This is a genomic window from Streptomyces daghestanicus, assembly GCF_020521275.1.
Taxonomy (GTDB): domain Bacteria; phylum Actinomycetota; class Actinomycetes; order Streptomycetales; family Streptomycetaceae; genus Streptomyces; species Streptomyces griseoviridis.
Genome location: NZ_BNDX01000010.1, coordinates 467,614 through 484,969, shown reverse-complemented (window position 1 = coordinate 484,969; position 17,356 = coordinate 467,614). Strand labels below are relative to the sequence as shown.

The following is a 17,356-nucleotide window of genomic DNA, read 5'->3' as shown; positions in this document are numbered from 1 at the left end:
TCCTCCGTTCGCGGGGGCAAGCGGCTCAGCGCTCGACCTCGCCCGCGATGAACTTCTCGACGTTCTGCCGGGCCTCGTCGTCGAAGTACTGGACCGGCGGGGACTTCATGAAGTAGCTCGACGCGGAGAGCACGGGGCCGCCGATGCCGCGGTCCTTGGCGATCTTCGCGGCGCGCAGGGCGTCGATGATGACACCCGCGGAGTTCGGGGAGTCCCAGACCTCGAGCTTGTACTCCAGGTTCAGCGGGACGTCACCGAAGGCGCGGCCCTCGAGGCGGACGTAGGCCCACTTGCGGTCGTCGAGCCAGGCGACGTAGTCGGACGGGCCGATGTGGACGTTGTTCTCGCCGAGGTCCCGGTCGGGGATCTGGGAGGTGACGGCCTGGGTCTTGGAGATCTTCTTGGACTCGAGGCGGTCCCGCTCGAGCATGTTCTTGAAGTCCATGTTGCCGCCGACGTTCAGCTGCATGGTGCGGTCCAGGACGACGCCCCGGTCCTCGAACAGCTTCGCCATGACGCGGTGCGTGATGGTGGCGCCGACCTGCGACTTGATGTCGTCGCCGACGATCGGGACACCGGCCTCGGTGAACTTGTCCGCCCACTCCTTGGTGCCGGCGATGAAGACCGGGAGGGCGTTGACGAAGGCGACCTTGGCGTCGATGGCGCACTGGGCGTAGAACTTCGCCGCGTGCTCGGAGCCGACGGGCAGGTAGCAGACGAGCACGTCGACCTGCTTGTCCTTGAGGACCTGGACGATGTCCACCGGCTCCTCGGCGGACTCCTCGATGGTCATGCGGTAGTACTTGCCGAGACCGTCGAGGGTGTGGCCGCGCTGGACCTGGACACCGGTGTTCGGCACGTCGCAGATCTTGATGGTGTTGTTCTCGGAGGCGCCGATGGCGTCCGCGAGGTCCAGGCCGACCTTCTTGGCGTCCACGTCGAAGGCGGCGACGAACGCGATGTCACTGACGTGGTAGTCGCCGAACTGGACGTGCATCAGGCCCGGGACCTTGGCCGCCGGGTCGGCGTCCTTGTAGTACTCGACGCCCTGCACCAGCGATGCGGCGCAGTTGCCCACACCGACGATGGCTACGCGAACCGAACCCATTCCGGTTGCTCCCTGTGTGTACGAGTGAGGCCCTGACCGGGCGCTCACGTGGCGGTGTCGTCGGGCGTATCCGGTCCGGGGTGGTCCCCGCTCCGGGGCAGGCCGCCCGGCGTTCCATGTGTGGTGTCCTGTCGAGCGGACCGCTCGGAATCGGAACCGCGCAGGTCCCGTCCCGCTCGCTCGCTCTCGATGAGCTCGTTCAGCCAGCGCACTTCGCGTTCCACGGACTCCATGCCGTGACGCTGGAGTTCGAGCGTGTAGTCGTCCAGGCGCTCCCGGGTGCGCGCCAGCGAAGCGCGCATCTTCTCCAGGCGCTCCTCCAGCCGGCTGCGGCGGCCCTCCAGCACGCGCATGCGCACGTCGCGCGACGTCTGTCCGAAGAAGGCGAAGCGGGCGGCGAAGGTCTCGTCCTCGTACGCGTCGGGACCCGTCTGGGAGAGGAGCTGCTCGAAGTGCTCCTTACCTTCCGCCGTCAGCCGGTAGACGATCTTGGCTCGGCGTCCCGCCAGTGCGGCGGTGGCCTCGGCCGCGCTGCCCGTCTCCTCGATCAACCAGCCGTTGGCGACCAGCGTCTTGAGGCAGGGGTACAGCGTCCCGTAGCTGAACGCCCGGAACACGCCCAGGGACGTGTTGAGCCGTTTACGCAGCTCATAGCCGTGCATCGGGGACTCGCGGAGCAGGCCGAGGACGGCGAACTCAAGGATGCCGGAACGCCGGCTCATCGTCGCCTCCTCTGTGCCGTCTGGTCTTTATGCCGAGCTGATGTATCGACTCGATACATCCAGACGATAGAACGGCTGCCCGGGCGCGACAAGGGGGAAATTCGTGAACGGGATCACATCACTGATTCATGGGAAGCAAGTTGCCTGATTTGAGGTGAACTTCGGAGCTCGGGGGTTTTGCCGGTGCGTAGTCTGTGCGCCATGCAGACCACCGGGAACCGAGTGATGCACGGGGGCGTCCCTGTCCCCGGTGCGGTACGGGTGAATACGGCAGCGGCCGCATCCGTACTTCGGGGGGACCGGAAACCAGCCGCCGTTGCCAGGCGCGCCAGGGTGCGCCTGCCCGAGGAGTAGTCGTTCGATGAGCGAGCACCGTCGCAAACCGCCGCAGCCGCAGGAAGGCGGACGTGCCGCGGCCCGACGCGGCCAGTCCGGCTCGTCCTCCGGCCGCCGCGCGGCACCGCGGGGCGCCACAGAGTCTCCGTCCGGCTCGCACGCGGGGGGAGGTGAGGACCGCCCGTACGGCGGCCGGGCGGAAGCCCGGCGTGCGGCCCAGCGCAGCGGTGGTGGCCGGCGCCGAGCGGCCGAACCGGGACGCCCCGGCAGGCGCGCGACACCGGCCGGGCGCGGCCGGGCACCGGGCCCCGGCAAGAAGCGGCTCGTCGACTATCCGCGCTTCGACCGGTACGGCTGGCGCCGCTGGGTGCCGTCCTGGAAGCTCGTCTCCGGTCTGTGCGTCGGCTTCTTCGGCGTGATGGTCGCCGCGGCGGGCATCGCCTACGCCATGGTGGGCGTCCCTGACCTGGCCAAGACCGCGACGGCGCAGAACAACGTCTACTACTGGGCCGACGGCACCCAGATGGTCTCCACCGGCGGCGAGCGCAACCGGCAGATCGTCGACCTCTCCCGCATCCCCAAGGAGATGCAGAACGCCGTCATCTCCCAGGAGAACAAGACCTTCTACGACGACAGCGGCATCGACCCCAAGGGCATCGCGCGCGCCGTGTTCAACATGGCCAGGGGCGGCGACACCCAGGGCGGCTCGACCATCACCCAGCAGTACGTCAAGAACGCGATGCTGGACGACCAGTCGCAGACGATCTCCCGCAAGGTCAAGGAGATCTTCGTTTCGATCAAGGTCGGCGCCAACAAGGACAAGAAGGACATCCTCGCCGGCTACCTCAACTCGGCGTACTACGGCCGCGGTGCCTGGGGCATCCAGGCGGCGTCGCGGGCGTACTTCGACAAGGACTCCGAGGACCTGAACCCCGGCGAGTGCGCCTTCCTCGCGGCGATGCTGAAGGGCGCGACCTACTACGACCCGGCCGGGGCGACGTCCATCGACTCGGCGGCCACGCCGGAAGCCAACGCGAAGCGGGCCCTCCTGCAGATGCAGGACACCCTCGACAAGATGGTCGAGTACGGCCACCTCGACGCGGCCGAGCGCGCGAAGTACACGAAGCTGCCCAAGTGGCAGAACCCGCGCTCGAACACCCAGCTCAGCGGGCAGATCGGCTATCTGGTCGACCTGGCCAAGTCGTCCCTGATCAAGAACGACGTGGTCACCTCCAACCAACTGGAGCAGGGCGGGTACTCGATCTACACGACCTTCGACAAGAAGAAGATCGAGGAGCTCGAGAAGGCCGTCACCAAGGTCTACAAGGAGAACATCGACCCGAAGAAGCGCCCGGACACGGACACGGACGTCCAGTTCGGCGGTGCCTCCGTGAACCCGGAGACGGGTGCCATCGAGGCCATCTACGGCGGCGAGGACGCGACCGAGCACTTCACCAACAACGCCGATGTGACCGGTGCGCAGGTCGGTTCGACGTTCAAGCCGTTCGTGCTGGCGGCCGCGATGAAGTGGGGCGTGCGCGACCCGGACGGCCCCGAGGTGCAGGGCGAGGACCAGCGCACCGTGGTGTCGCCCAAGAGCCTGTACACCGGCAAGAACAAGTGGAAGGTCAAGACCTACGACGGGAGCGTCTGGCAGAACGAGAAGGGCGAGGAGTGGCTGCAGACCAATGACGGCAACGCCAACGCCTCCGCCGGCAAGGCCCCGGACTACATGATCGACCTCCGCGAGGCGATGCGGGAGTCGATCAACTCCGCCTTCGTCCAGCTCGGCATGGACGTCGGCCTGGACAAGGTGAAGCAGGCCGCGACCGACTCGGGCCTGCTGGAGGACAGCCTGGCGGGCACCACCTTCCCCTCGTTCTCCATCGGCATCTCCGACCCGAGCGCGATCCGGATGGCCGGCTCCTACGCCACCTTCGCGGCCAGCGGCAAGCAGCGTGACCCCTTCTCCGTGACGAAGGTGACGGACAAGGACGGCACCATCTACACGCACGAGGTCGACACCAAGCAGGCGTGGACCTCCAAGGTCGCCGACAACGTCACCGACGTCCTGAAGACCGTGGTCGAGAAGGGCACGGGCACCAACGCCCAGCTCACGGGCCGCGAGGTGGCCGGCAAGACCGGTACGACCGACGGCAACAAGTCGGCCTGGTTCGTCGGCTACACCCCGCAGCTCTCCACCGCGATCAGCATGTTCCGCTACCCGGACGACGAGAACGCCAAGAACCGGCAGTTCCTGGAGATGTACGGGACGGGCGGCGAGAAGGAGATCCACGGCGCCTCGTTCCCGTCCGAGATCTTCAAGGACTACATGGAGGACGCGCTCAAGGGTGAGCCGGCGGTGAAGTTCCCCAAGCCGGAGCCCATCGGTGAGGTCGTCAACGAGGAGCCCACGCCGTCGGTGACCCCCACGCCCACGGAGACCGAGGAGACGGAGTCGGCGAGCCCCTCTCCGACCCCCACGGAGTCGGAGAGCGAGGAAGAGACGTCACCGACGCCCACGACCAGTGAGACCTGCGGTCCCTGGGACTGGGGCTGCGAGGAGGGGTCGGACGGCGGCACCGAGACGGGCGACGAAGGGGACGGCGACGCGAGCGAGTCGCCCTCGTCATCCCCCTCGGAATCGGAAGAGACCGGGAACACACGAGGCAATCAGAACGGCGGCATCTTCGGATGACCGGCAGATAGCCGCCGTATCACCCCGCATGGGTGTTTCACGTGAAACACCCCTATGTTCCACGTGAAACAGGGCCGTCGCACCGACCTGGTGCGGCGGCCCTCGGTGTTTTCCGAGGTACGTACGGCAGGATGTGCCCCATGCCCAGTGCAGAATCCACGCAAGCGAGCGCCCAGCCGGCGCCGGTGGCGCCGACCCACGAGGATCAGGTCGCGGCGGCCGGCAGTGAGCTGATCGGCGGACCCCTCGGCCGACGCGCCCTGCTCGGCACCTCCTGGTGGACCCCGGTCCGGGTGATCGCGCTCGTGGCGATCGGCATGTTCGCCCTCGGCCTGGTCCAGAAGGCGCCCTGCTACAACGGCGGCTGGTTCTTCGGTGCCGGTTCGCAGTACACGCACGCCTGCTACTCGGACATCCCGCACCTCTTCACCGGCCGCGGGTTCGCGGACGGGCTCGTCCCGTACTTCGACAAGCTCCCCGGTGACATGCAGTACCTCGAATACCCGGTACTGACCGGCGTGTTCATGGAGGTCGCCTCCTGGCTCACGCCGGGCGGCGGCAGCGTCCAGGACCAGCAGCAGTGGTACTGGGTGGCCAACGCGGGCATGCTGATGATCTGCGCGGCGGTCATCGCGGTCTGCGTGACCCGCACCCACGCCCGGCGCCCGTGGGACGGCCTGCTGGTCGCTCTCGCGCCCGCCTTCGCCCTCACCGCCACCATCAACTGGGACCTCCTGGCCGTCGCCCTGACGGCCGCGGCGATGCTGATGTGGTCCCGGGGCCGCTCGCTCGCCTTCGGCGTCCTCCTGGGCCTCGCCACGGCCGCCAAGCTCTACCCGTTCCTGATCCTCGGTCCGCTGCTCGTCCTGTGCTGGCGGGCGGGCAAGTGGCGGGAGTACGGCACCGCCCTCGCCGGTGCCGCGGTGGCCTGGCTCGTGGTGAACCTGCCGGTGATGCTCTTCGCCTTCGACGGGTGGTCGAAGTTCTACACGTTCAGCCAGGAGCGGGGCGTCGACTTCGGGTCCTTCTGGCTGGTACTGGCCCAGAACTCGGACGACCCGCTCGGCACCGAGACGGTCAACACCCTCGCCATGGTGCTGATGCTGCTGTGCTGCGCCGCCATCGCGGCCCTCGCGCTGACCGCACCCCGCCGGCCGCGCCTCGCCCAGCTCGCCTTCCTGATCATCGCGGCGTTCATCCTCACCAACAAGGTCTACTCACCGCAGTACGTGCTGTGGCTGGTGCCGCTGGCCGTACTGGCCCGGCCGAAGTGGCGGGACTTCCTGATCTGGCAGGCGTGTGAGGTGGCCTACTTCCTCGGCATCTGGATGTACCTCGCGTACACGACCAGCGGGGACGCCCACAAGGGGCTGCCCACCGACGGCTACCACTGGGCGATCGGGGCGCATCTGCTGGGCACGCTCTACCTCTGCGTCATGGTCGTCCGCGACGTCCTCCTGCCCGACCGGGACCCGGTGCGCCGGTCCGGGGAGGACCGCCGGTCCGGGGAGGACGACCCCTCCGGCGGCGTGCTCGACGGCGCGGAGGACGTCTTCGCCCTCGGCCGCGGCGCGCGCCCGTCGTGGCCCGCCGAGGACCACGACGGGCCCCAGGTGAAGTGGGGCGCCGGGCGCCAGGACGACAGCGCGGATCCGCTCTGAGCGAACGCCCCGGCACAGCGTCCCGTTCCGGACACGCGGAAGGCCGTACACGGTGATCGTGTACGGCCTTCCGCGTGTCCCGCCGGAGCTGCCCTCAGCGGTCGAGGATGCGGTCGAACTGCGTGGTGGTGTGGCGCAGGTGGGCCACCAGCTCGTCACCCACCTGCGGCTCCGGGGCGTCCGAGGGCACGAACAGGATGGAGACCTGCATGTGCGGCGGCTCGGCGAACCAGCGCTGCTTGCCGCCCCAGACGAACGGCGACAGGTTCCGGTTCACCGTGGCCAGGCCGGCCCGGGCGACGCCCTTGGCGCGCGGCATCACGCCGTGCAGCGCCTTCGGCGCCTCCAGACCCACACCGTGCGAGGTGCCGCCGGCCACGACCACCAGGAAGCCGTCGGAGGCCGCCTTCTGCTGCCGGTAACCGAATCGCTCCCCCTTGGCGACCCGGGTGACGTCCAGCACCGCTCCGCGGTACTCGGTCGCCTCGTGGTCCCCCAGCCACAGCCGGGTGCCGATCCGGGCCCGGAACCGGGTCTGCGGGAACTGCTGCTGGAGACGGGCGAGTTCATCGGCCTTGAGGTGACTGACGAACATGGTGTGCAGCGGCAGCCGGGCCGCGCGCAGCCGGTCCATCCAGCCGATGACCTCCTCGACGGCGTCCGAGCCGTCGGTGCGGTCCAGCGGCAGGTGGATGGCGAAGCCCTCCAGGCGGACGTTCTCTATGGCGGCGTGCAGCTGGGGCAGGTCCTGCTCGGAGATGCCGTGCCGCTTCATCGAGGACATCACCTCGATGACCACCCGCGCGCCGACCAGCCCGTAGACGCCGTCGATGGACGACACCGAGCGGATCACCCGGTCGGGCAGCGGCACGGGCTCCTCGCCGCGCCGGTACGGCGTGAGGACCAGCAGGTCACCACCGAAGAAGTCCTTGATCCGGGCGGCCTCGTACGTCGTGCCGACGGCCAGCACGTCGGAGCCCAGCCGGGTCGCCTCCTCCGCGAGCCGCTCGTGCCCGAAGCCGTAGCCGTTGCCCTTGCAGACCGGGACCAGTCCGGGGAACTGCTCCTGCACGTGCTTGTGGTGCGCCCGCCAGCGCGCGGTGTCGACGTAGAGCGTGAGCGCCATGGCCGGACCTGGAACCTTTCTCGTGGCTGCGTGTGTAGGGGGTGGGGTGTCAGCGACGCGACATGTAGAGGTCGAGAGCCTTGTGGAGCAGCTTGTTCAGCGGGAAGTCCCACTCGCCGAGGTACTCGGCCGCCTGGCCGCCCGTGCCGACCTTGAACTGGATCAGGCCGAAGAGATGGTCGGTCTCGTCCAGGGAGTCGGAGATGCCCCGCAGGTCGTAGACGGTGGCACCGAGCGCGTAGGCGTCGCGCAGCATCGTCCACTGCATCGCGTTCGACGGCCGGAACTCACGGCCGATGTTGTCGGAGGCGCCGTAGGAGTACCAGACGTGCCCGCCGACGATCAGCATGGTCGCCGCGGACAGGTTCACGCCGTTGTGCCGGGCGAAGTACAGCCGCATGCGGTTGGGGTCCTCGGTGTTGAGGGCCGACCACATGCGCTGGAAGTAGGAGAGCGGGCGCGGCCGGAAGTGGTCGCGCACGGCGGTGATCTCGTACAGCCGCTGCCACTCCTCCAGATCGTGGTAGCCGCCCTGGACGACCTCGACACCGGCCTTCTCGGCCTTCTTGATGTTGCGGCGCCACAGCTGGTTGAAGTTCTTGTGGACCTCTTCCAGGGAGCGGTTGGCCAGCGGCACCTGGAAGACGTAACGGGGCTGTACGTCGCCGAAGCCGGCGCCGCCGTCCTCGCCCTGCTGCCAGCCCATCTTGCGCAGCTTGTCGGCCACCTCGAAGGCGCGCGGCTCGATGAAGTCGGCCTCGATGTCGCGCAGACGCTTGACGTCGGGGTCCTGGATGCCCTTCTTGATGGAGGTCGCGTCCCAGCGCCGGATGATCACCGGCGGGCCCATCTTGACCGAAAAGGCACCCTGGCGCTTGAGGTGCGCCAGCATCGGCTCCAGCCACTCCTGGAGGTTCGGCGCGAACCAGTTGATGACCGGGCCTTCGGGAAGGTAGGCGAGGTAGCGCTTGATCTTGGGCAGCTGCCGGTACAGGACCAGGCCCGCGCCGACCAGCTCACCGGTCCGGTCGTCGAACCAGCCGAGGTTCTCCGAACGCCACTCCGCCTTGACGTCAGCCCACGCCGGGACCTGCATGTGACTCGCCGACGGCAGGCTCTGGATGTACGCCAGATGCTGCTCGCGACTGATGGTCCTCAGGGTCAGGCTCATTAGGGGCGCTCCTCGGGCTGGTTCGTCCCCATGGGTACAGGGGCTCCGGCTCTCGCGCGAAGCCTACTGCGCCCGCGGGACGCCCCGACTGGGCGCACGGCACGTTCGCCGCGGCCGGACCCCGGGCCCGGCCGCGGCCGGAGCGTCACCCGCCGTTCGGACGGGGTGCCCCCGGCGTCAGTCGATGACCCCGCCGAAGAGACCGCCGTGCGCCATACCCAGGAGGAGGCCGACGCCCGCCGCTCCCATGCCCACGATCAGGCCGAAGCGTTCCCGGGTGGTCACCGAGACCCACTGGCCGTAGGCGCCGGCGAGGAGGCCGAGCAGGCCGGCCCAGGAGCTGAGCAGGTGCAGATGGTGGAAGAAGCCGGTGATGAAGGCCAGGACGCCCAGCACCAGGGTCACGGCCATCAGGGCGTCCTGGAGCGGGTGGGGCTTGCCGTCCGTGGCGAAGAGGCCGCCGGCGGTGTCGGTCCGCATTGCCTGTGCCATGGGCACCTCCTGCGAGAAGCGGCGCATCGTAGCGCCTGACGCACCCGTTGTGTACAGATTGTCTGCCTCTGCGGCCGGATTTCAACCGGAAGCGGGGGTGCGGGTAGTGTGTACCGTCTGCACCGGTGTCTGCCCAGTGACAGCCCTGTGAGCCCTGACGGTCGACCCCGATTGTCAGTGGCCGCTGTTCTACTGACAGGTACCGAGGCGAACGCATCACAACCCTCCTGCCACGGAACGACCGTGGCCGCTGAGTCCAAAGGAGGTGGGTTCCACATGCGTCACTACGAGGTGATGGTCATCCTCGACCCCGATGTCGAGGAGCGCGCTGTCTCTCCGCTGATCGAGAACTTCCTGTCCGTCGTCCGTGACGGTGGCGGAAAGGTCGAGAAGGTCGACACCTGGGGCCGTCGTCGTCTCGCGTACGAGATCAAGAAGAAGCCCGAGGGCATCTACTCGGTCATCGACCTGCAGGCCGAGCCTGCGGTCGTCAAGGAGCTCGACCGCCAGATGAACCTGAACGAGTCGGTCCTCCGGACCAAGGTCCTCCGTCCCGAGACCCACTGAGCTCCCGCTCAGCCGGTCCGGGATTCGAGTAGCAGCACAAGCAGCCAGCAGCAAACCCGCCGAGAGGTTCCCCCATGGCAGGCGAGACCGTCATCACGGTCGTCGGCAATCTTGTCGACGACCCCGAGCTGCGCTTCACCCCCTCCGGTGCGGCCGTCGCGAAGTTCCGTGTCGCGTCCACTCCCCGCACCTTCGACCGTCAGACCAACGAGTGGAAGGACGGCGAGAGCCTGTTCCTGACCTGCTCGGTCTGGCGCCAGGCGGCGGAGAACGTTGCCGAGTCGCTCCAGCGAGGCATGCGCGTCATCGTGCAGGGCCGGCTGAAGCAGCGGTCCTACGAGGACCGTGAGGGCGTCAAGCGCACGGTCTACGAGCTGGACGTCGACGAGGTCGGCGCCAGCCTGCGCAACGCCACGGCCAAGGTCACCAAGACCTCGGGCCAGGGCCGCGGAGGCCAGGGCGGCTACGGCGGCGGTGGCGGCGGCGCCCAGGGTGGCGGCGGCTGGGGCGGCGGCCCCGGCGGTGGCCAGCAGGGCGGCGGCGCTCCGGCCGACGACCCGTGGGCGACCGGCGCTCCCGCCGGTGGCCAGCAGGGCGGCGGCGGTGGCGGCTGGGGTGGAAACTCCGGCGGCGGCGGTGGCGGCGGCTACTCGGACGAGCCCCCCTTCTAGGGCGCCCCTTCAGGGACGCCCTCCGGGGTCGGGTTCGTACCCACACTTCTTGATCACACAGGAGAATCACCATGGCGAAGCCGCCTGTGCGCAAGCCGAAGAAGAAGGTCTGCGCTTTCTGCAAGGACAAGGTCACGTACGTGGACTACAAGGACACGAACATGCTGCGGAAGTTCATTTCCGACCGCGGCAAGATCCGTGCCCGCCGCGTGACCGGCAACTGCACGCAGCACCAGCGTGACGTCGCCACGGCCGTGAAGAACAGCCGTGAGATGGCGCTGCTGCCCTACACCTCCACCGCGCGATAAGGGAAGGGTGACCGAAACATGAAGATCATCCTCACCCACGAGGTCTCCGGCCTCGGTGCCGCGGGCGACGTCGTCGACGTCAAGGACGGTTACGCTCGCAACTACCTGATCCCGCGGAAGTTCGCTATCCGCTGGACCAAGGGCGGCGAGAAGGACGTCGAGCAGATCCGTCGTGCTCGCAAGATCCACGAGATCCAGACCATCGAGCAGGCCAACCAGGTGAAGGCCCAGCTCGAGGGCGTCAAGGTCCGCCTGGCCGTCCGCGCCGGCGACGCGGGCCGGCTCTTCGGTTCCGTCACGCAGGCCGACATCGCCTCGGCGATCAAGGCTGCCGGTGGCCCCGAGGTCGACAAGCGCCGCATCGAGGTCGGCTCGCCGATCAAGACGCTGGGCGCCCACGAGACGTCCGTGCGTCTGCACCCCGAGGTCGACGCCAAGGTCAACCTCGAGGTCGTCGCGGCCTGAGTGCCGTACTGCCGCTGAGCGGTGAGTGAAGGGGCCGTGTCCTCCGAAACGCGGCCCCTTTCTCATGCACCGGTGACCTTTCCGTCAGGGCGTTTCGCACGAGAAGGGCGTAGGCGGATGTTTCACGTGAAACGCGTCAGCGCGTCGCACCCGTCACGACCCAGCGGCCGGAACGGGTCCGTACCCACAGCGTCACCAGGCGGACGGTCATCATCAGTGCCATGGCCGCCCAGAGGGCGGTGAGTCCGCCGCCCAGGGCGGGCACGAGCAGGGCCACCGGGGTGAAGACCGCCAGGGTGAGCAGCATCGCCCGAGCCAGATAGGGGCCGTCGCCCGCGCCCATCAGCACCCCGTCCAGGACGTAGACCACGCCGCAGACCGGTTGCGACAGCGCCACGACCACCAGGGCGGGCAGGGCCGAGTCCTTGACCGTGGCGTCGCCGGTGAACAGGGGCAGGAAGGCCGGGCGGGTGATCACGACCAGCACACCGAGCACCACCCCGACGGCGATGCCCCACCCCACCATGCGTCGGCAGACGTCCCGGGCGCCCCGGTCGTCGCCGGCTCCCAGATACCGGCCGATGATGGCCTGCCCGGCGATGGCGATGGCGTCGAGGGCGAAGGCGAGCAGGCTCCACAGGGACAGGACGATCTGGTGGGCCGCGATGTCGGCGTCCCCGAGCCGGGCCGCGACCGCCGTGGTGATCATGAGGATCGCCCGCAGGGAGAGGGTGCGGACCAGCAGTGGTACGCCGGCCTGGGCGGAGGCCCTGATGCCGGCGAGGTCCGGGCGCAGCGAGGCGCCGTGCCGGCGGGCGCCGCGGACGACGACCACGAGGTAGACGGCGGCCATGCCGCACTGGGCGATGACCGTGCCCCAGGCCGAGCCGGCGATGCCGAGGCCGGCGCCGTAGACCAGCCCGGCGTTGAGGGCGGCGTTCGCGACGAAGCCCGCGACGGCTACGTACAGCGGTGTCCTGGTGTCCTGGAGGCCCCGCAGGACGCCGGTCGCCGCCAGGACGACGAGCATGGCGGGGATGCCGAGCGAGGAGATGCGCAGATAGGTGATGGCATAGGGGGCCGCGGTGTCGGAGGCGCCGAAGAGGTCCACGAGGAACGGCGCGGTGGGCAGGACGACGGCGATGACCGCGGCGCCGAGCAGCAGGGCCAGCCAGATGCCGTCCATGCCCTGGCGGATGGCGGACTGGAGGTCGTCCGCGCCGACGCGCCGGGAGACGGCGGCGGTGGTGGCGTAGGCGAGGAAGACGAAGACGCTGACGGCGGTGGTCAGCAGGGCCGAGGCGACGCCGAGGCCGGCGAGTTGCGCGGTGCCGAGGTGGCCGACGATCGCGCTGTCGGCCATGACGAAGAGGGGCTCGGCGACGAGCGCGCCGAAGGCCGGGACGGCCAAGGCGATGATCTCTCGGTCGTGCCGGCCGCGGGGGGACCGGGAGCGCGCGGGGGCCTGTGTCATGGGTACCAATCTAAACTTCCACAGGTAAGAGATGCAAAGCGCTTTCAACCCTTACCTTTTGTCCGGTGGCGCAGATATCCGGGCGTGTCCCGTAACGATCTCGACCTGGCGGGGAAAGTTTTTCTTCTGCACAGCCGGTGGACGGTGAAGGCGCAGGTCAGCGGGGTGCGGTGGGAAGGGGCGAGGGCTTGTTCACAGGGCTGTCCACCGGGTCGTGCACAGGTTTCGGGAAGTTCTCCACAACATCTGGCCGCTCGTCCACATGGCCTGTGGATAACCAGATTGGCTGACGGTGCCGACGGGCCTACGGTGGTCCGGCGCCCGCTCCGTCCACCGGTTCGCGAAACGGGATGAATCCATCGCGCCGCATGTGGAGTTGGGCCTCTGATTTGTCAGTGCCGTGCCGTAGAAATGAGGGGCACGGCGAGGTCCGCGCGGCGGACGGGAGGAGGTGGCTCGGTGAGTATTTCCGAGCCCTTGGACGAGCCGTGGGCCGACAGTGGTCCAAGCGATCGTCTGCCCGCTTCCCGCCGCCGCGGGGACGGCCCGCGAGGCCGCGACGAGCAGCACGAACGGGGCCGGGACAGCGGGGTCTGGGACGGCGCGGGCCCGGCGTTCGAGCGGGTGCCGCCGCAGGACCTGGATGCCGAGCAGTCGGTGCTCGGCGGCATGCTGCTGTCCAAGGACGCCATCGCCGACGTCGTGGAGATCCTCAAGGGCCACGACTTCTACAAGCCGGCCCACGAGACGATCTACCAGGCGATCCTCGACGTCTACGCCAAGGGCGAGCCGGCCGACCCCATCACGATCTCCGCCGAGCTGACCAAGCGCGGCGAGATCAACAAGGTCGGCGGGGCGTCGTATCTGCACACCCTCGTCCAGACCGTGCCCACGGCGGCGAACGCCCCGCACTACGCGGAGATCGTCCACGAACGCGCGGTCCTGCGGCGGCTGGTCGAGGCGGGCACGCGGATCACGCAGATGGGATACGCGGCCGACGACGACGTCGACGAGATCGTCAACCGGGCACAGGCCGAGATCTACGCCGTCACCGAGCAGCGGACCAGTGAGGACTACCTGCCGCTCGGCGACATCATGGAGGGCGCGCTCGACGAGATCGAGGCGATCGGTTCGCGCAGCGGCGAGATGACCGGGGTGCCGACCGGCTTCACGGACTTCGACTCGCTGACCAACGGGCTGCACCCCGGTCAGATGATCGTCATCGCGGCGCGTCCCGCCATGGGCAAGTCGACGCTCGCGCTGGACTTCGCGCGGGCGGCGTCGATCAAGCACAACCTGCCCAGCGTCGTCTTCTCCCTGGAGATGGGGCGCAACGAGATCGCGATGCGCCTGCTGTCCGCCGAGGCGCGGGTCGCCCTGCACCACATGCGCTCGGGCACCATGACCGACGACGACTGGACGCGGCTGGCCCGCCGGATGCCGGACGTCTCGGCCGCGCCGCTCTACATCGACGACTCCCCGAACCTGTCGATGATGGAGATCCGCGCCAAGTGCCGCCGTCTGAAGCAGCGCAACGACCTGAAGCTGGTCGTCATCGACTACCTCCAGCTCATGCAGTCCGGCGGGTCCAAGCGGGCCGAGAGCCGGCAGCAGGAGGTGTCGGACATGTCCCGTAACCTCAAGCTGCTGGCCAAGGAGCTGGAGATCCCCGTCATCGCGCTCTCCCAGCTCAACCGCGGCCCCGAGCAGCGCACCGACAAGAAGCCGATGGTCTCCGACCTGCGTGAGTCCGGCTCCATCGAGCAGGACGCGGACATGGTCATCCTGCTGCACCGCGAGGACGCCTACGAGAAGGAGTCGCCGCGCGCGGGCGAGGCCGACCTGATCGTGGCCAAGCACCGAAACGGCCCCACGGCGACGATCACCGTGGCGTTCCAGGGGCACTACTCGCGATTCGTGGACATGGCGCAGACCTGACCGTCACTCCCGGGCGGAATCCCGGATTCCCCGGCCGGCGGGGCCGCCTCCAAAAGCGCGGGGCCGGTGGTCCCGAAGGGAGTGCCGTTTCGGCTGGGCGAGCCAGACAGACGAGCCAGACAGACGGCGCGGCACCGGGGATCCGGCAGATGACACGGGTCGCGGGAACCTACCCGTCCGTGGGCGGCGTGTGGTCCGTGTCGAGCCGGTCGGCCGGCACCCGTTCGATGCGGGTCCAGCCCTTCCAGCCCCGCTCCTCCAGGATCGCCAGCACCCGCTCGGCGCCCGGCGAGGAGTCGACCATGGTGGAGTCCAGCAGGTCGACGAACTGGTCGTCGAAGCCCTCGGCACCCACCTCGCCGGCCTGCACGGCGCGGATCATCACGCGCTCCACGAGATCGGCGATCTCGACGAACCGCGGGTCGTCGGCCGTCCAGTCCAGGGCCTCTCTGAAAAAGCCGTAGAGCTTCACCATGTCGGGGTCGTCCAGCTGCCGGTGCTTCTCGGCGATCACGGAGTCGATCAGGTGTGGCACCTGGGCGGCGACCAGGATCCAGGCGTCCCGCTCCAACTCGATGTACCGTTCCCCCACGCCGAGGCCCCGCAGCCGGTCGAGGTAGTCGACGACGCTCTGGGGGAGCGCCAGGTGTTCTCCGGCGGCGAGCCGGGCGAGCCGGTCGCGGGTGCCCTGGAGCCGTCGGATCTCGGCGCGCAGCTCCTTGTCGATCTCCCGGACGCCGTCGGCGAACTCCTCCGGGCGGGCGTCGAGGAGTTCCTGGACGCGGGACAGCGGAACGCCGGCGTCCGCCAGGGTGCGGATGCGGATCAGCCGTACGACCGCGGTGGCGTCGTAGACGCGGTACCCGGAGCGGTCGCGTTCGGGCTCCGGCAGCAGGCCGATCTTGTGGTAGTGGCGTACCGCCCGCACCGTGACCCCGGCGTACGCGGCGAGCCGGCTGATGGTGAGCATGGATCTCAGGGTGCCTCAGGCGATCTTCCGGCGATAGGCGGCCATCGCGAAGGCGTACGCCACGACGAGGATGCCGGCGCACCACAGGAGGGCGGTCCAGATGTCGTCACCGACCGGCCGCTGGGCGAAGAGGTCGCGGACCGTGTCGACGATGGACGTCACCGGCTGGTGCTCGGCGAACCAGCGCACCGGACCGGGCATGGTCTCGGTGGGGACGAACGCCGAGCTGACGAACGGCAGGAAGATGAGCGGGTAGGCGAAGGCGCCCGCGCCCTCGACCGAGCCCGCCGACAGCCCGGGGATCACGGCGATCCAGGTCAGGGCCAGGGTGAACAGCAGCAGGATGCCGGCGACCGCGAGCCAGGCCGGCAGACCCGCCCCCGTGCGGAAGCCCATGAGCAGCGCGATGCCGACGACGATCACGAGCGAGAGCACGTTGGCGACCAGCGAGGTGACCACGTGCGCCCACAGCACGCCCGACCGGGCGATCGGCATGGACTGGAAGCGTTCGAAGAGGCCGCTCTTCATGTCGGTGTACAGCCGGTAGGCGGTGTAGGAGACGCCGGACGCGATGGTGATGAGCAGGATGCCGGGCAGCATGTAGGTCACGTAGGCGACCGACCCGGTGTCGATCGCGCCGCCGAACACGTAGACGAACATCAGCATCATGGCGACCGGTGTGATGACGGTCGTGATGACGGTGTCGACGCTGCGGGTGACATGGCGCAGGGTCCGCCCCGTGAGAACGGCGGTGTCGCGGAGGAAGTAGGCGGTCATGTCCGTCTCCTAGCTCTTCGTGCCGGTGGTGTCGCGCTTGTCGGAGCCGCCGGTGATCGCGAGGAAGATCTCCTCCAGGCTCGGCTGCTTCTCGACGTACTCGACCGTGGCGGGCGGGAAGAGCCGCTTCAGCTCGGCGAGGGTGCCGTCCACGATGATCCGGCCCTGGTGCAGGATCGCGATCCGGTCGGCCATCTGTTCGGCCTCCTCCAGGTACTGCGTGGTGAGCAGCACCGTCGTCCCGTGCCCGGCCAGCTCCTCGACGGCCTGCCACACCTCGATGCGCGCCTCGGGGTCGAGGCCGGCCGTCGGCTCGTCCAGGAAGATCACCGGCGGGTTCCCGATGAGACTCATCGCGATGTCCAGCCGGCGGCGCATCCCGCCCGAGTACGCCGACACCCTGCGGGCGCCCGCCTCGGTCAGCGAGAAACGCCTCAGCAGGCCGTCCGCGATCGCGCCCGGGTCGTCGAGGTGGCGCAGCCTGGCGACGAGCACGAGGTTCTCCCGGCCGCTGAGGACCTCGTCGACGGCGGCGAACTGCCCGGTGAGGCTGATGGACTCCCGTACCTTCGCCGCCTGCGTGGCGACGTCGAAGCCGTGGACGACGGCCGTCCCCGCGTCGGCCTTCAGGAGCGTGGCGAGGATCCGGACGGTCGTGGTCTTGCCGGCCCCGTTGGAGCCGAGCAGGGCGAAGATGCTGCCCCGCGCCACGTCGAAGTCCACCCCGCGCAGCACGTCGAGCTTTCCGTACGACTTCTCCAGCCCCCGTACACGCATCGCCGGACCGGCACTCGATGGGGTCACCACGGTCATCCGCCTCCTTCGCGGAGCCGCGCCGGCCGACTGCCGGGCAGCTCCTGCCGGAAGGATGG

At 69.0% G+C, this 17,356-nt stretch carries 16 protein-coding genes; 7 read left to right on the top strand and 9 right to left on the bottom strand.

The window, feature by feature from the left end; translation table 11 throughout:
- Positions 1–25: 25 nt before the first annotated feature.
- Together Sdagh_RS21230 and Sdagh_RS21225 are read right to left on the bottom strand one after the other, a co-directional pair.
- The gene (locus tag Sdagh_RS21230) at positions 26–1,108 is read right to left on the bottom strand and encodes an inositol-3-phosphate synthase (protein ID WP_190076920.1); all 1,083 of its coding nucleotides are present in this window, start codon (positions 1,106–1,108) and stop codon (positions 26–28) included.
- 44 nt (positions 1,109–1,152) lie between these two features.
- Positions 1,153–1,830 carry a PadR family transcriptional regulator gene (locus Sdagh_RS21225; RefSeq protein ID WP_189416855.1) on the bottom strand — a complete coding sequence of 226 codons (678 nt, stop codon included), beginning with the start codon at positions 1,828–1,830 and terminating at the stop codon, positions 1,153–1,155.
- A gap of 361 nt (positions 1,831–2,191) precedes the next feature.
- On the opposite strand from Sdagh_RS21225, the gene Sdagh_RS21220 reads away from it, so the two are divergent.
- Both Sdagh_RS21220 and Sdagh_RS21215 read left to right on the top strand, forming a co-directional pair.
- A complete protein-coding gene (locus tag Sdagh_RS21220) occupies positions 2,192–4,864 on the top strand; it encodes a transglycosylase domain-containing protein (RefSeq protein ID WP_189416858.1) in 2,673 nt (890 codons plus the stop codon).
- Between the two features lie 131 nt (positions 4,865–4,995).
- Positions 4,996–6,525, top strand: a complete 1,530-nt coding sequence (locus Sdagh_RS21215) for a glycosyltransferase family 87 protein (protein ID WP_226535493.1) — start codon at positions 4,996–4,998, stop codon at positions 6,523–6,525.
- A 94-nt stretch (positions 6,526–6,619) separates the two neighbouring features.
- Here Sdagh_RS21215 and Sdagh_RS21210 read toward each other — a convergent pair whose 3' ends face one another.
- The 3 genes from Sdagh_RS21210 to Sdagh_RS21200 form a co-directional block, all read right to left on the bottom strand.
- Complete coding sequence (locus Sdagh_RS21210; RefSeq protein ID WP_190010064.1) at positions 6,620–7,651, bottom strand: alanine racemase; 1,032 nt, start codon at positions 7,649–7,651, stop codon at positions 6,620–6,622.
- 49 nt (positions 7,652–7,700) lie between these two features.
- A complete protein-coding gene (gene femX, locus Sdagh_RS21205) occupies positions 7,701–8,822 on the bottom strand; it encodes a peptidoglycan bridge formation glycyltransferase FemX (RefSeq protein ID WP_189416868.1) in 1,122 nt (373 codons plus the stop codon).
- Positions 8,823–8,999: 177 nt separating this feature from the next.
- Positions 9,000–9,314, bottom strand: a complete 315-nt coding sequence (locus Sdagh_RS21200) for a hypothetical protein (protein WP_189416871.1) — start codon at positions 9,312–9,314, stop codon at positions 9,000–9,002.
- Positions 9,315–9,590: 276 nt separating this feature from the next.
- Here Sdagh_RS21200 and rpsF point away from each other — a divergent pair, with 276 nt between their 5' ends.
- The 4 genes from rpsF (at position 9,591) to rplI (ending at position 11,325) form a co-directional block, all read left to right on the top strand.
- Positions 9,591–9,881: a 30S ribosomal protein S6 gene (gene rpsF / locus Sdagh_RS21195; RefSeq protein ID WP_003991486.1), complete on the top strand. Its 291-nt coding sequence runs from the start codon at positions 9,591–9,593 to the stop codon at positions 9,879–9,881.
- A gap of 74 nt (positions 9,882–9,955) precedes the next feature.
- Positions 9,956–10,552 carry a single-stranded DNA-binding protein gene (locus tag Sdagh_RS21190; protein ID WP_189416874.1) on the top strand — a complete coding sequence of 199 codons (597 nt, stop codon included), beginning with the start codon at positions 9,956–9,958 and terminating at the stop codon, positions 10,550–10,552.
- A 71-nt stretch (positions 10,553–10,623) separates the two neighbouring features.
- Entirely contained in the window at positions 10,624–10,860 is a 237-nt protein-coding gene (gene rpsR / locus Sdagh_RS21185) for a 30S ribosomal protein S18 (protein ID WP_003949403.1), read from the top strand.
- A gap of 18 nt (positions 10,861–10,878) precedes the next feature.
- A complete protein-coding gene (gene rplI, locus Sdagh_RS21180) occupies positions 10,879–11,325 on the top strand; it encodes a 50S ribosomal protein L9 (RefSeq protein ID WP_189416877.1) in 447 nt (148 codons plus the stop codon).
- Positions 11,326–11,461: 136 nt separating this feature from the next.
- Here rplI and Sdagh_RS21175 read toward each other — a convergent pair whose 3' ends face one another.
- Complete coding sequence (locus Sdagh_RS21175) at positions 11,462–12,799, bottom strand: MATE family efflux transporter (protein ID WP_189416879.1); 1,338 nt, start codon at positions 12,797–12,799, stop codon at positions 11,462–11,464.
- Positions 12,800–13,258: 459 nt separating this feature from the next.
- On the opposite strand from Sdagh_RS21175, the gene dnaB reads away from it, so the two are divergent.
- Positions 13,259–14,737: a replicative DNA helicase gene (gene dnaB / locus Sdagh_RS21170; protein WP_189416882.1), complete on the top strand. Its 1,479-nt coding sequence runs from the start codon at positions 13,259–13,261 to the stop codon at positions 14,735–14,737.
- Between the two features lie 169 nt (positions 14,738–14,906).
- On the opposite strand, the gene Sdagh_RS21165 is transcribed toward dnaB, so the two are convergent.
- From Sdagh_RS21165 to Sdagh_RS21155, 3 genes are read right to left on the bottom strand one after another with little or no spacing between them, the layout of a single operon-like run.
- Entirely contained in the window at positions 14,907–15,707 is an 801-nt protein-coding gene (locus Sdagh_RS21165; RefSeq protein ID WP_189416886.1) for a MerR family transcriptional regulator, read from the bottom strand.
- A 15-nt stretch (positions 15,708–15,722) separates the two neighbouring features.
- Positions 15,723–16,484 carry an ABC transporter permease gene (locus Sdagh_RS21160; RefSeq protein ID WP_189416888.1) on the bottom strand — a complete coding sequence of 254 codons (762 nt, stop codon included), beginning with the start codon at positions 16,482–16,484 and terminating at the stop codon, positions 15,723–15,725.
- Positions 16,485–16,493: 9 nt separating this feature from the next.
- Positions 16,494–17,297 (bottom strand): ABC transporter ATP-binding protein, encoded by an 804-nt coding sequence (locus tag Sdagh_RS21155; protein ID WP_189416893.1) that lies wholly within the window; start codon positions 17,295–17,297, stop codon positions 16,494–16,496.
- Positions 17,298–17,356 lie beyond the last annotated feature (59 nt).